Consider the following 14,634-nt stretch of genomic DNA (forward strand, 5'->3'; position numbering starts at 1 on the left):
AGCCGACTGCGGCTCAACGTGAACAATGTGGTGGGTTTACACACCTAGGGTCTGTTGAGGTTTGGTGCGAGCGCCGCGTAGAACGACTACGCCACGTTCGCTACGCCTCGTCTTGCCGCAAAACAGCGCTTGGCGCGAACTCGCACGAAACCTCAACAGACCCTAGGTTTGACCTAGGATCAGGCCGGTCAGCGAGTCGGCTGCCGGGGTCGCGCGGCCGGCGCCGCGATACAGCCGGATGTCGATGTCGGAAAGTCCGGCCAAGCCCGCTTCTCCAGGATCCAGGAGCTCCAATTAGGCGTCGATCATGCCGGGCCTGACGATCGTGAAGGCCCGGCCGGCGGCATCGATCGCGGTGGCTCGGCCGCTCGGATGCTGACAGCGCAGCGCGGGGCGGTCTGTTGCGGTTGCCGTCGGCACCTCGGTGCGCTAATCGGGCGACCCGGCAAAATCAGTCGTTGGCCGCCGCATTTTCGAGTCGGGCCTCGAGTAAACGCAGCACTGCCCGTTCTTCCGGCCCGGTCAGGTCGCCATCCTCGAGCTCGGCCTCGACCAGTTGCCGAAAGTGGCTGAGGGTACGGCCATCGAGATAGCTTTCGATCACGCGCGGGTGGATATAGCTCGCGCGTGCGATCGCCGGCGTGTTGCCGAGTCGCTCCGCGACTCGTTTCACGGCTTCGACGATGTTTTTCTGGCCGGCTTTTTGATCGTTTGATACGCCCAGTTCGTCGAGGGCGAGGGCGGCCAGCGAGGTGCCGGCCCAGGTGCGGAAATCCTTGGCCGAAAACGCCTCGCCCATGATCTCGTGAATATAGTCGTTGAGATCGGCCGAGTCGACGTGCACCCGCTGCCCGTCGTCATCGTAGTATTTGAAGATCTCGTAGCCGGGCAGGTCGTCCAGTTCGGCAACCACTCGGGCGAGCCGTTTGTCTTCGATCTCGCGATGCTGTTCCTGGCCGCTCTTGCCGCGGTAGTCGAATACCAGCGTGTTGCCGTCGATGCTCAGGTGTTTCGAACGCATGGTCGTGAGCCCGTACGACTGGTTCTCCTGGGCGTAGCGTTCGTTGCCCGGGCGGAAGTAAGCCGTGTCGATCAGCCTCACCATGGCCGCCAATACCTTGTTGCGGCCGTGGCCCTCCTGGGCGAGGTGTTGTCCGGTGGCACGGCGCATGGTCGACAAGCGCCGGGCAAAATCCAGTAGCCGATCGAACTTGGCGGCCTCGCGTTCGGCGCGCCAGTCTTCGTTGTAGATGTATTGCTTGCGCCCGGCATCGTCACGCCCGGAGGCGTGCACGCGCGCCGTGGTGTCGAGATCGATTTCGACCCGGCGCCAGGCCGGCGGGATCGCCAACGACTCGATCCAGCGTCGCACCGACTTGTCCCGCAGCGTCCGACCGTTGTCGTAACGATAAGTAAAACCGCGCCCGCATCGATGCCGCGTGACGATCCGCGCCTGGCTCATGTCCATCCCTTGCTTTTGCGTTGCCTTATCGACACCGGATACGCCACACGATTGTGCGCGGTTGCCGTGCAGTGATATTGCATACTGCACGCATTCGGCGCGTCCGTAGGCCTACCGAGGCGACTGGCCGAGGCCGACCGGGCCGCGTTGCCCGCGCATCAGGCGATGGTGTGTTTCTTGCTATCGAAGGCCGGACGCATCGGCGCCGTGCCTTGTGGTTTCGGGCGGTTTCGGCTTGCGATTCGAATAACAAGCGAGGGATTTCATGGCTTTGAAGACAGCTCTGGGTGGCGTGGCCGCGCTGGTGGCTTTAACCGTCGGCGTGGCATCAGCGGCGCAGGCGGATACCTCAAGCGCAGACAAGGGAAGTGGCGACAGCGCCGCCCCGCCGTTGATGCGCTATCCGACCGTGCATGGCAATACGGTCGTATTCGAAGCCGGAGGCAATCTGTGGAAAACCTCGACCCGCGGGGGGACGGCCACGCAGCTCACCAACGATCCCGGTTTCGACCAGGACGCGCACTTCTCGCCGGACGGCAAATGGGTGGCTTTCACCGGCTGGTATCAGGGCAATACCGATGTCTATATCGTGCCTGCCAGTGGCGGCCGGGTGCGGCGGCTGACGTATCACTCGATCAACAACCCCGGGGACAACGGCCAGCTCAAGCCGGTCGAGGATAATCGCGTCGTCGGCTGGACACCCAACGGCAAGAATGTGGTGTTTCTGTCGCGGCGCGACAGCTTCAATCCGCAGGTCATGCATGCCTATACGGTGCCGGTCACCGGCGGACTGCCGAAGAAGCTGCCCATCCCGTGGACGGGGCCGCTGTCGTTCGGCCCCAACGACCATACCGTGGCCTACAACAAGCTGGCGCGCGTGTACCGGCCGTTCCATCGCAAGCATTACTACGGCGGCCAGGCGCAGGATATCTGGGCCTTTGATTTCAAAAGCGGCAAGAGCCATCGCATCACGCACTGGAAGGGCGCGGATGTGTGGCCGATGTGGTCGGGGGACACGATCTACTTCAGTTCCGATCGCGGCCCGAACCATATCCAGAATCTATGGGCCTATTCGCAGAAAACGAAACAATTCAAACAGCTGACGCACTTCAAGACCTACGATATCGAGTTCCCGACCCTGGGCGGTGACAAGATCGCGTTCTCCGATGCGGGCGATCTGTATGTCTACAACACGAAGCAGCAACAGCTCACCAAGCTCGATGTCCGGGTGCCGCTCAACGGCGTCAAGGCCATGCCGCACTGGGCCGACGTCGCGGGCCATGTCGACGAATCCGCGATCGCGCCGAACGGACATCTGGCGGTGTTTTCATCGCGCGGCGCGTTGTTCACCGTGCCGGCCAAGTACGGCAGCGCCACCACGCTCACTCAGAATCCGGCCGCCGATGAGCGTGATCCGGCCTGGTCGCCCGACGGTAAGCAGATCGCCTATATCGGCGCCAAGGGCGACCACCAGGCGGTGTATGTCCGCCCGGCTGACGGCAGCGGTAAGCCCCGTGCGCTTGCGGATGGGGACAAGCTGAGCATTCACGGGCCGTTGTCCTGGAGCCCGGACAGCAAGCATCTGACCTATGTCGATGCCGATCAGACGCTCTGGTTGGTCGATGTGAAATCCGGCAAGCGGACAAAGATCACCCGCGACCCGAGCGAGACGCGCGGCAACTTCAGCGATATCCACTGGTCGCCAGGCAGCGACTGGCTGGCGTTCTCGAAAGCGACCCCGCAGCCGATGGGCAACATGACGGTGCCGAACATTCGGGCGATCTATCTTTATCACGTGGCCGACGGCAAGCTGACTCAGCTCGGCGACGGCCAGTACAACGATTCCGATCCGTTGTTTTCGGATGATGGCAAATATCTGTTTTTTGTCTCCCAGCGCATCGTCAATCCGACGTTCTCGAATTTCGACGAAATCACGGCCGGGCTGAAGAGCAGCGGGCTGTATGCGGCCACGCTCAAGAAGGGCACGCCGTCGCCGATCGCCCCGCGTGTGCGCTCGGCGACCGAAGGGCTCGGCGACGACTCCGACGACAGCGACGATGCGTCGCAGAAGCAGGGCAGCGCCGACAAGAGCGCCTCGTCGGATCATGGGGATAAAGACGACAAGAACGACACAAGCGGCAAGAACGGTAAGAGCGACAAGAAGGCCAAGCACAAGATCGATCACAAGCCGATCGATATCGACGTCGCGGGACTGATGGATCGTGCGGTGCGCCTGCCGGTGCCCGATGCCAATATCTCGAACATATTCGAAGCCAAGGGCATCGTTTACTACACGACCGAACCGAGCCAGACCATCGAGGGTCCGCTGTCCGGCGAGAAGTCGGAACTGCGCGCCTACGATATGGATAAGCGCAAGGATCAAACCTTGGAGACCGACGTTCAGCACGTTGCCCTCTCGGCCGACGGCAGCACGCTGTTCTACCAGCACAAGGGCGACTGGACCACGCGCCCCGCATCATTCGCCAAGAACCCGGGTGACGATGCGGTCGACAAGATCGACCTATCCGGCGTGAAGCGCTGGGTCGTGCCCGAAGCCGAATGGCCGACGGCGTACGGCGAAGCCATGCGCGATGTGCGCGACTACTTCCTCAACCCGAAGCTGATCCACAAGATCTGGCCGGCGATCGACGATCGCTATCGCAAGTTGCTGCCGCGGGCGGCCACGCGCCGCGACGTCGACTGGCTGATTGCCAACGCCATGGGCTCGCCCGGCGAAAGCCATATGTATGTGCGCGATGGCGACGACGGCTGGAAGACACCGGCCAACACCACCGCCGATCTGGGCGCCGAATTCGCACTCGACAAGGCGTCCGGCCGCTACAAGATCAGCAAGATCTACACGGGCGACAACACGGTGCCCGGGTACGAAGCGCCGCTTAACCAGCCGGGGCTGAAGGTCAAGACCGGCGATTACGTGCTGGCGATCAACGGTCAGTCGCTCAAGGCGCCTACCAATCCGTACAAGCTGCTGCAAGGCACCAACGGCAGCACGATCTCGCTCAAGGTGGCGGACGATGCGAGCGGCAAGAATGCCCACATCATCCATGTCGACCCGGTGGCCAACGCCCACAAGCTGCATCTGCTGGCCTGGATTCGGCACAACCGTCAGACCGTCGACCAGATGTCGCACGGCCAGATCGGCTATGTCTATCTGGAGGACATGGAAGCCACGGGCATGAAAGAGTTCATCCGCCAGTACTACAGCCAGCGCAACAAGAAGGCGATCATCTTCGACGATCGCTGGAACCTCGGCGGCTTCATCGATCCGATGTTGTTCGATCGGATCGATCGTCAGCTCGACGGCATGTTCACCAACCGCTATCGGGCCACCAGCCCGACGCCGAACGCCCCGATGGGCTATATGGCCGCGCTCATCAACCGGGGCTCGGCTTCGGACGGCGATATCTTCGCCTATATGTTCAAGAAGGATCACCTGGGCCCGACCATCGGTAGCCGGACCTGGGCCGGTGTGCGCGGCTATGACGGCGCGTTCGATCTGTTGGGCGGCGGCAGCCTCGTGGTGTCCGACGACGGCATGTACGGCGACAACGGCAAGTGGATCGTCGAGAACATTGGCGTAAACCCGGATGTCACCGTTCACGACAAGCCGGAGGATCTCAACGCCGGCCACGATGCGCAACTGGAAAAAGCCGTGCACATGCTCATGGACAAGATCCAGTCCAAGCCGAAGACCTATCCGCAGGCGCCGGCCTGGATGCCCGCCTTCCCGCCGCAGCCGGACTATCCGACGTGCGGCAGCGATCAGGTTGGCGACGGCGTATGCGAGTGGGATAACAGCAAGGCCGGTCACTGAGCGGGGCGCCCCGTCGCGGCACAACGATCCGCCGCGACGGGGCGTTATGAATCGCCGATGGGATCGCTGCTCTCGTGGTAAATACTGGCTATTCGCTTGCGAATGCGCGTGCTAAGGATAGACGGCCGGCGCCGTTTCTCGACGCCGTTTTTTGCCTCGATACAGCGGAGTATTTGCCATGCTGAAAACAAGTCTGGTCGCATTCGGGCTCGTGCTGGCGAGCGGCGGTGTCGCCCTCGCGCAGCCGTCTTCATCCGATGCGGGCCCAACCCACATGCCGCCCAAGCCGGCTGGCCATCATCATCACCGACCGCCGCCCCCGGGCGGGCCCGCGGCGTTGCAGGGCAAGGGGTTTGATCTACAGCTCGGCCATGGCCGGGGCCTGCGTGTCCAGTGCGGCGACGAGCCGCTCAAAGGCTGTATCCAGGCGGCACAACCCCTCGTTCATATGCTGTCCAAGTCCATGTCGCATCGCCCCGGCGGCATGATGAAAGGCCCCGGCGGGATGATGAAAGGCCCGGGCGGCATGAATGGCGGTTCGATGCCGAATTCGGGTACCGACAACGGTCAGTCGAAGCCGCCGGGCGACTCGGGCTCATCGACGCCGCAGCCGTCGCCGTCCGACTCGGATTCGTCCGAGAAGCCGGGCCAGATGTAGGGCCCTTCGGAACGCCCCGGCCGGGGCCGTTTCGACCGCAGCATTCGGTCCACTGTGTGTTCGGGATGACCGAATGCTGCGGCCACTTGGGCGCTCGGTGGGCTCGGAGGGGCCTCGCGTCACGACAAGTCTGGCCGATGAACAGGCCAGCCAGTCGTGCCGGCGTATCGGTTGTCAGGCGTTAGCGGGCGCCGCGACCCCGGCCGGCACGCTGACCGACCGAGCGCCGAGGTCGGTGATCGCCGCCTTCCCGCGCACCGTCAGGTCGCTGATGAAGACGAACTGGTCGCGCATGTCGAACGGATAGGCGCGCAGCTTGTAGTGCGTGCCCCACGGTGTTTCGGATAACACCACGACGATCGGTTTGTCGTATTCGAGATACGCGCTGGTCAAGGCCACGTCGTGCAGCGCGGCACGCACTCTTTGGGCGTCGTGATCGGGGGCGACATAAAAATCGGCCACGCACATGAGCGTGCGCGAGCCGTCGTTGGCATTCGAGATGTTGGAGGTCCAGAGCTTGTCGTGGGGCGCGGTCACGATGTTGTCGTCCGGGGTATTGATGCGTACCGCCCGCAACCCCACCGAGACGACCTCGCCATAATCGCCGCCGAGCCGGACCCAGTCGCCAGGGCGGTAGGGGCGTTCGAAGATCGCGACAATGCCGGCGATGAGGCTGGAGACATAATCCTTGAAGGCGAAGCCGATCGCGACGCTGGCCGCGCCCGTGATCACCAGAAAATTCTGGAAGGTCACGTTGAACACGATCGGGATTACCCAGAGGATCGCGATCACCAACAGCGCCAGGCGCAAAATCGGGACCGCGCCGAGCAGGAACAGTCGCAGCTGGTTCGGACCGCGCTCGGCGAGAAATGGCAGCACGCGCCGGATCACGAAGATCGCGACCGCGGTGCCGGCCACGATCAGCGCGATCTTGACGAAGTTGATGTCCTGCAGATTGTGAATCAGCTGGGCGGCCTGTTTGCCGCTATCGTTGGCTGCGGCCATGGGTTAGACCTCGGCGATGGGAAAGCCGGCCGTGGTCAGGCCGGTGCGAATCGCGGGATAGGCTTCGGGCGTACAGACCAGCCGGCCGTGCGCGTCGTGTTCCAGAATGCCGGCGGCAAGCAAGCTGTTGAGCGTGTTGCCGGCGCCCGTGAAAGGCAGCACGTCGGCGAGTTGGTGAGGCATCAGCGGGCCGTGGATGAGCAGCGCATGCAATACCAGTAGCGCATCGTCGTTGCCACGCCCGGGCAGCGAAAATTCGTCCAGCGCGATCACCCAAAGCGTATGGGCATCGTCGTCGGCCACCTCGGGCGCTTCGTCCGCCTCGTCGTCGGGTATGCGCCGGCGCAGGCTGCGCCGCCAAAGCCGCCATGCAATCCACGGGATGCCGTGGCTACGCGCGGCCAGGCTGAACAGGCGGTCGTGCGGCCGGCCGTCGTCGTCGAGGGCAAGAATGTCGTCGCCCGAGCTGGCGTCGAGAAACTGGATCGGCTCGGCCTGGGACGCTGAGATCGCGCTGAACCAGCGGTGCAGACGTAAGGCATCGAACGGCTGGAAGATCAGCGGTGCCGGCAGTACGGCGTCGGCCCGGATCGCACGTACCAGGTATTGCCATGCCCAGCTGTTGCAGCCGACGACCACGCGTCGATCGAGTTCGGCCAGGCGGTCGAGCAGGGCGCGGACCAGCCACAGCCCATCACGTTGTCGAGCAAACCAGGATTCGAGCGCCGGGATGACGAGCACGCGGTCGCCCGCCAGCTCGGGCAGCGCTGCAGGCCCGGCGCCCGGGAGTGCTTCGCGTTCCGGCGCCTCCAGTACGGCATGGCCGTAAGTTTCGGCCCACATGCCCAGCACGTGGTTGTCGTCGCCCGGCGGTAGCACGATGCATTGCATCCGCTGCGATGGATGGTCGTCGTCGAGCCAATCTTTAAGGGTGGTCTGTAATTCGTCGATCAGCGGGCCGCAGGCGGGCGGTGCGGCGGCCTCGTCGAGCATGTCGAGAGTCGAGGCGCGCAGACGGGCATCGTCGATTAACGGCGCATCGGGTTTGCGGCGTAGCAGCTCGCGCGCCCGGGCGGCCAGAATCTGCAGCGTATCGCGCGTGGGCATGGCGGGGGCGCGGTAGTCGGCGAGGGGCCCGAAGCGTGGGCTCTGTTCGCGGCGGTCGGCGTCCGTCATCAAGGGTCCTTCGCGCTGGCTGCCAAACCCGAGTATAGCGGGCGGCTTGCAAACGATGGCGGCCGATGCCATTTATGAACAGAAATGCCGATGCGTCGGAGGATGCGATGGCCAGCGGATGGGCGCGCGAAGGCGCCGTACAGGAACAGATCGACGATACCGTCAACGACGCCGTGGCCCGGGCGCGGCGCGAGCTCGAACACGCCGGGGCGAGCCTCACGCACTGCGAAGAGTGCGGGGAGCCGATCCCCGAACGCCGCCGCGAGCTGATCCCGGGCGTGCGATTGTGCGTGACGTGTCAGGCCGAGGCCGACGAAGCGGGACAGGCGAGCGGGTTCAATCGGCGCGGCAGCAAGGACAGTCAGCTGCGCTGATCGAGGTCGAACGCCGCTCGCAGGCAGCCCGCCAGCCTATCGGCCGCCTCGCCGGCGGCCGGACGCTGGATGAGCGCGACATGCGTGGCGGCGAGCGCTGGCAGCTCGCGTAACGCGACCAACGGCGGGTCGACCAGCCCGGCGGGCAGGGCCGCTACCGCCAGATCGGCAAGAGCCGCGGCGCTCTGGCCGGCCCCGCTTTGGCTCGAATAAGCGATTCGATAATCGATATCCGCGGCATCCAGCGCGGCGAGCGCGCTCGCACGCCAGGCGCAACCGTGATTCGCCAGTGCCAGGGGCAACGGCTGGCGATAGGCGGCACGTCCATCCGGCAGCCCGGCCCAGACCATACGCTCGGTGGCCACGATGTCGCCGGGGTGCGCATCGGTATCGTCGCTGCCGGCCGCAATCAGTGCCAGATCGAGATCGCCGGAGGCGACCCGGGTTGATAGCTCGGCGCTACCCGCGGCAATCACGTTCACCGTGACCTGCGGATATTCGCGGGCGAGCTGGCCGAGCGCCCGTGGCAGCACCCGACGGCCGAGATCGTCCGGCAGGCCGAGCGATACCTGACCTTCCACGGCCGGTGCCAGGAAATGCGATACCGCTTCGGCATTGAGCTGGAGTAGACGGCGGGCATAGGACAACAGCATCTCGCCGTGCTCGGTTACGCGTACCCGACGTGCCTCGCGTACGAACAGCGTCTGCGCTAACGTCTGCTCCAACCCCTTGATCTGCATGCTTAATGCGGACGGCGTGCGATGCACCTGGCGCGCGGCCGCGGTGAAGCTGCCGGCTTCCGCAATGGCCACGAAGCTGCGCAGCACATCGGTATCCAGCGTCCGGCTCGGATGGGCGGCAATCGTCATGGCGCAGTATTAAGAATAATTGAAAGGTTAATGTATTTCTTTTCGCTGGATTGAATCAAGCATGCGCGCGAATCTCGATCGGGCCATACCCATCGAGCGGAACCATGTGCCTGAATAATGACTCTCGTACCCGTCGCACGGCCTTGAGGTCGCCCTCGCGGCCCGATCTGTACATGCCGGCGATGCCGCCGTTGCAGCTCATCGCCTGGATTCGCCGCGCGTTCGAGCGCCGCGCCTGCCGACGCCAGTTGCGCACGCTGCTGAACGCGGAAGATCGGCAACTGGCCGATCTCGGCTTGTGTCGTGAACGCATTCGCCAGGCGTTGCGGCGTGCCGGCGACCCCTGTCATCGGCTGGCAGCGGCGATGCAAGGCGAGACGAATCCTGAATCGCCATTCGCGTCCGCGGCGCGAACCGAACGCGCGCGGATGGAGGGGGAAGACTGGAGACAATAGGCCGGGGCGCCGGGTGTGAGACCGGTCCCCATTCTGTTAATATCCGCGCCTCGCGCTTTCCAGCGCGAACCGAATCCCCGATCGACGATATTGCGCCGCGTCGGGTGCGGCGGGCCACGCGAACGACAACGAACGCGTGGCCCGCCGCACCTGGCGCGGCTATTTGTGTTTGGAAAAATAATGCTGCAACTGATCCGAGAACACTGGTTCTCCAATGTTCGCGCCGACCTGCTGTCGGGCACTGTCGTGGCGCTGGCGCTGATTCCCGAAGCGCTGGCGTTTTCCATCATCGCGGGCGTGGATCCCAAAGTCGGGCTCTATGCCTCCTTCTGTATATGTACCGTCAATGCCTTCGTGGGCGGCCGGCCGGCGATGATTTCAGCCGCGACCGGCTCCATGGCGCTGGTCATGGTGACGCTGGTGGCGCAACACGGCGTGGAGTATCTGTTCGCCACCACGATCCTGACCGGCATATTCCAGTTCATTGCGGGTTCGCTGCGGCTGGCCAATTACATGCGCTTCGTATCGCGCTCGGTGGTGACGGGCTTTGTGAACGCGCTCGCGATCCTCATCTTCTGGGCCCAGATTCCCGAGCTGACGAACGTGTCGTGGATCGTATACGCCATGGCCGCAGGCTCGCTGGCGATCATCTATCTGTTCCCGTACATCCCGGTGATCGGGCGTATCTTCCCGTCGCCGCTGATCGCGATTCTGGTGATGACCGGCATCTATATGTACGGCAACTTCGATATCCACACGGTCGGCGACATGGGCCAGCTGCCCGGCAGCCTGCCGAGCCTGATCTGGCCGGATATTCCGTGGAACTGGCATACCTTCAGCATCATCGCGCCGTATGCGCTCACGTTGACGGTGGTGGGGCTGATGGAATCGATGATGACGGCGACCATCGTCGACGATCTCACCGATAGCGGTTCCAACAAAAACCAGGAATGCCGCGGCCAGGGCATTTCCAACATTTGCACTGGCTTCATCGGCGGCATGGCCGGTTGCGGCATGATCGGCCAGACCGTGATCAACGTGAAATCCGGCGGACGCACGCGGCTGTCCACGCTCACGGCCGGCATCGTGCTGCTGATCATGGTGGTCTTCCTGTCCGACTGGGTGGGTCAGATCCCGATGGCCGCACTGGCCGCAGTGATGATCATGGTTTCGATCGGTACCTTTTCCTGGGATTCGATCCGCGATCTGCCCAAGCACCCGATGAGCACCAATATCGTGATGATCACCGTCGTCGCGGTGGTGGTGGCCACCAGCAATCTGGCGATCGGTGTGTTCGTCGGCGTGTTGTTGTCGGCGCTGTTCTTTGCCAACAAGGTCGGCCGGCTGCTGCATATCACCAGCCATCTCGAAGACAACGGCGAACGCCGGGTCTACGAGATCACCGGCCAGGTGTTCTTTGCCTCGGCGAACCCGTTCCGTCATGCCTTCGATTTCGACGAAGCCTTGCCGGCGGTCACTATCGACGTGCATCGTGCTCATTTCTGGGATATTTCGGCCGTCGAGGCGTTGGACCGAGTCGTGCTGCGGATGCGTCGTGAGGGCACGACCGTCGATATCGTGGGCATGAACGAAGCCAGCAAGACGCTGGTGGACAAGGTGGCCGTGCACGACAAGCCCGATGCCGAGAAGCTGCTCGAGCAGCACTGATAAAAAGGGGAGAGCATGACCGACGAAAGAACGATCGTGGCCTGCGTCGATGGCTCGGCCTACGCGGCCGCGGCCTGCGATGCCGCCATCTGGGCCGCGGGCAAGCTCGACGCGCCGCTGACCTTCGTTAACGTGATCAGCCGACGCAAGCATGCGGCGGCGGCCGATTATTCGGGCCAGATCGGGCTTGGCACACGGGAGCACCTGCTCACCGAACTGGCCGAGCTCGATGGCCAGCGGGCACGCCTGGCGCGTGAGCGCGGCCGCGACTTCCTCGATACCGCGCGCCAGCGCGCCGAGCAGGCCGGGCGACCCGACCCCACCACGCGCCAACGCAACGGCGAGCTGGTCGATGCGCTGCACAGCATGGACGACGAAATCCGCCTGCTCGCCATCGGCAAGCGTGGCGAGTCGGCCGGCGACGACGATCATCTCGGTTCCAATCTGGAGCGGGTGATCCGCGGTGTGTCGTGCCCGATCCTGGTCACCAACCAGAGTTTCACGCCGCCCCAGCGCGTGCTGATCGCGTTCGACGGCAGCAAGACCGGCCAGCGTGTGATTGAGCGCGCAGTGGCCACGCCCTTGCTGAGCGAAGTCGAGGTCCATCTGGTCTATGTCGGCCAGCCCAACGATGAGCGCCGCCGCCAGATCGATGCCGCGGCCGAAACCCTGCGCGCCGCCGGGGCGACGTTGACCACGGCGGTGCTCGAGGGCGACGTCGAGCCGGCGCTGCACGACTACCAGCGCCAGCACGGGCTCGATCTGATGGTGATGGGGGCCTATGGCCACACCCGAATTCGCCAGCTGCTGGTCGGTAGCACGACCACTGATATGATTCGACGCGCTGAGGTGCCGTTGTTGATCGTTCGCTAGTCCGGCCCGGGCGCCGGGCATGCACATTGCATGGCCCTCGGCGACGTTCATATCAGAAGAGGCGCCTGGCGGCGCCCGGGGGACTTGAATGACCAAGACAAAATCGAGCTGGCTGCAACGCGCGGCTATGGCGGCGGGCCTGATCCTGGCCGGCACGACACTCGCGCAGGCGGCGTCCGCGCCGACCATCAGCTTCGGCGTGCCGCCGTGGCCCGGGGTATCGGTCAAGACTCAGATCGCCGAGCAGCTGCTGGAAACGCTGGGCTATCAGACCCAGACCAAGAACATCGGATTGCCGTTCATCTATCGCGGGCTGACCGACGGCAACACCGATGTGTTCATGGGCGCGTGGCTGCCAGCCCAGAAAGACATGCTCGGCCCGTTGGTCAAGAAGAAACAGGTGATCAAGCTCGGCTCCAATCTGTCGGGTGCCATCGAAGGGCTGGCCGTACCGGATTATGTTTGGAACAAGGGCATCCACTCGATCCAGGATCTGGCCGCCCATCCCAAGATGTTCGACCATAAGATCTACGGCATCGAAGCCGGCAGCGCCATGGATCAGGCGATCTCCAAGGCCGTCAAGGACAACTATGAAGGTTTGGGCAGCTACAAGATGGTGCCCAGCAGCACGGCGGCCATGCTCGCCCAGCTCAAGCATTCGTCGCCCAAGAAGCAGCCGATGGTGTTTCTGGGCTGGCGGCCGCACTGGATGAACATCAAGTTCGACATCCATTATCTGAAAGACAAAAAGGGTAGCCCGATCGCCGGTATCAAGAGCCAGGTGCTGACGCTGGTTTCGGCCAAGCTCGACGATGACAACGTCAAGACGCTGCTCGACCATATTCATGTAAATGCCAAGACCCAGAGCCGCTGGATCTATGATTACAGCTACAAGAAGGGCGACATGTCGGATGTGGCCCACAAGTGGCTGGCGTCGCATCCCAAGACGGTCGAAAAATGGCTGGCGGGCGTGAAGACCGTCGACGGCAAGTCGGCCGTCGCGGCTTATCACAAGGCCTACGGCGGCTAGATTTACCGCTGCTTCGCACGTAAGAGCCCGCCGCTTCCCGGCGGGCTCTTTTCATGGATGTCGCGGGCTCGGCCCGTGTCTCATGATGGCCTCCGGATAAACCCGGATCGGACAAAAACCGATGCAAGGGCAACACCTATCCCCCTTACAGTAGCCTGAATTCGCGGCGTTGCATGCACCGCTTTCGCTGAAGCGGAGCATAGCCGACGTCGCCTGGAATCAAGCGAAGAGGGTTTGGATGAGGAGTCCGACAGCCACGCCCGATGCGGCGGTTTCCCACTCGAGGCCGCGAAAAGCCGGTGCCGGCCTCCTGTCTCGCCTGGTAGCGATCTTCTCGCTAGCGCTGTTCAGCCTGCCGAGCTGGGCGGATTCGTTGTTTTGGACGCTGGACCCAGCCGGCCCGGTCGCACGCTCCGAACGCTACACCCTGATCGTCGACGCCATCATCATGGCCGTGATCGTCATCCCGACGATCATACTGACCGTCATCTTTCTGCGCCGTTATCGCGCGAGTAATACCAAGGCCGGCTATGCGCCGACCTGGTCGCGCTCGATCGCGCTCGAGATCGGCATGTGGGGCATTCCGCTCATCGCCGTGGGCGTGCTCGGTTATTTCGTTTATACCGGCACCCAGGCCGCCGATCCGTATCATCCGGGCGCGATCGAGGACCAGGCGGGTGCGTCCAGTCAGCCGGCGCTGACCATCGACGTTATCGCGCTGGACTGGCGCTGGCTGTTCGTCTATCCGAAACAGCATATCGCCACCGTGCATACGCTGACGCTGCCGGTGAACCGCCCGGTGCGGTTCCATCTGACCTCGGCGACGGTCACCAATTCCTTCTTCATCCCGCGGCTGGCCGGTCAGATTTATGTCATGCCCGGCATGCATACCCAGCAACTGCTGCAGGCCGACAAGCGCGGTACCTACACCGGGTTTTCGGCGGCGCAGAGCGGGGCCGGGTTCTCGTGGATGCGCTTCAAGACCCACGTGGTCAAACCGGCCGCCTTCCAGCGCTGGGTCGCCCGGGTTCAGGCGTCGCCGGATCACCTGACCCATGCGCGCTATGAAAAGCTCGTGCAGCCGACCATCGATACCCAGGGCAAGCGGCTGTATTTCTCCAGCGTGGCGCCGGGCCTGTTCGACTACGTCACTAACGAAGTGCGGAACGGCAAGGTCTATCCCACCCATCTGTTTGCCGGGAAGAAGATGAAATGAGCGTGTTTGAACT

General features: G+C 63.6%; 12 protein-coding genes. 8 read left to right on the forward strand and 4 right to left on the reverse strand.

Annotation, left to right across the window (positions count from 1 at the left end; all coding sequences use genetic code 11):
* Nucleotides 1-451: 451 nt before the first annotated feature.
* A complete protein-coding gene (locus C41B8_RS16870; RefSeq protein ID WP_198025265.1) occupies nt 452-1,462 on the reverse strand; it encodes a DNA topoisomerase IB in 1,011 nt (336 codons plus the stop codon).
* A 265-nt stretch (nt 1,463-1,727) separates the two neighbouring features.
* Between C41B8_RS16870 and C41B8_RS16875 the strand changes: the two genes are divergently transcribed.
* Entirely contained in the window at nt 1,728-5,297 is a 3,570-nt protein-coding gene (locus C41B8_RS16875) for a S41 family peptidase (RefSeq protein ID WP_037340899.1), read from the forward strand.
* Nucleotides 5,298-5,475: 178 nt separating this feature from the next.
* Entirely contained in the window at nt 5,476-5,955 is a 480-nt protein-coding gene (locus C41B8_RS16880; protein WP_037340901.1) for a hypothetical protein, read from the forward strand.
* 174 nt (nt 5,956-6,129) lie between these two features.
* Here C41B8_RS16880 and C41B8_RS16885 read toward each other — a convergent pair whose 3' ends face one another.
* Entirely contained in the window at nt 6,130-6,960 is an 831-nt protein-coding gene (locus C41B8_RS16885; RefSeq protein WP_037340903.1) for a mechanosensitive ion channel family protein, read from the reverse strand.
* A 3-nt stretch (nt 6,961-6,963) separates the two neighbouring features.
* Nucleotides 6,964-8,136, reverse strand: coding sequence for a hypothetical protein (locus C41B8_RS16890; RefSeq protein WP_037340938.1), 1,173 nt, complete (start codon nt 8,134-8,136; stop codon nt 6,964-6,966).
* Nucleotides 8,137-8,243: 107 nt separating this feature from the next.
* Here C41B8_RS16890 and C41B8_RS16895 point away from each other — a divergent pair, with 107 nt between their 5' ends.
* Nucleotides 8,244-8,510: a DksA/TraR family C4-type zinc finger protein gene (locus tag C41B8_RS16895; RefSeq protein WP_037340940.1), complete on the forward strand. Its 267-nt coding sequence runs from the start codon at nt 8,244-8,246 to the stop codon at nt 8,508-8,510.
* Here C41B8_RS16895 and C41B8_RS16900 read toward each other — a convergent pair.
* Complete coding sequence (locus C41B8_RS16900; protein WP_037340905.1) at nt 8,498-9,379, reverse strand: LysR family transcriptional regulator; 882 nt, start codon at nt 9,377-9,379, stop codon at nt 8,498-8,500. The genes C41B8_RS16895 and C41B8_RS16900 overlap by 13 nt on opposite strands.
* Before the next feature lie 173 nt (nt 9,380-9,552).
* Between C41B8_RS16900 and C41B8_RS16905 the strand changes: the two genes are divergently transcribed.
* From C41B8_RS16905 to C41B8_RS16925, 5 genes are all read left to right on the forward strand, one after another.
* A complete protein-coding gene (locus tag C41B8_RS16905) occupies nt 9,553-9,834 on the forward strand; it encodes a DUF1127 domain-containing protein (protein ID WP_037340908.1) in 282 nt (93 codons plus the stop codon).
* A 180-nt stretch (nt 9,835-10,014) separates the two neighbouring features.
* Nucleotides 10,015-11,502 carry a SulP family inorganic anion transporter gene (locus C41B8_RS16910; RefSeq protein ID WP_037340911.1) on the forward strand — a complete coding sequence of 496 codons (1,488 nt, stop codon included), beginning with the start codon at nt 10,015-10,017 and terminating at the stop codon, nt 11,500-11,502.
* 15 nt (nt 11,503-11,517) lie between these two features.
* The gene (locus tag C41B8_RS16915) at nt 11,518-12,375 is read left to right on the forward strand and encodes a universal stress protein (RefSeq protein WP_037340913.1); all 858 of its coding nucleotides are present in this window, start codon (nt 11,518-11,520) and stop codon (nt 12,373-12,375) included.
* Between the two features lie 88 nt (nt 12,376-12,463).
* Nucleotides 12,464-13,405 (forward strand): glycine betaine ABC transporter substrate-binding protein, encoded by a 942-nt coding sequence (locus tag C41B8_RS16920; protein WP_084189163.1) that lies wholly within the window; start codon nt 12,464-12,466, stop codon nt 13,403-13,405.
* A gap of 238 nt (nt 13,406-13,643) precedes the next feature.
* Nucleotides 13,644-14,621: a ubiquinol oxidase subunit II gene (locus C41B8_RS16925; RefSeq protein WP_051883705.1), complete on the forward strand. Its 978-nt coding sequence runs from the start codon at nt 13,644-13,646 to the stop codon at nt 14,619-14,621.
* Nucleotides 14,622-14,634: the final 13 nt, after the last annotated feature.

Source organism: Salinisphaera hydrothermalis C41B8 (assembly GCF_000732535.1).
Lineage (GTDB): Bacteria > Pseudomonadota > Gammaproteobacteria > Nevskiales > Salinisphaeraceae > Salinisphaera > Salinisphaera hydrothermalis.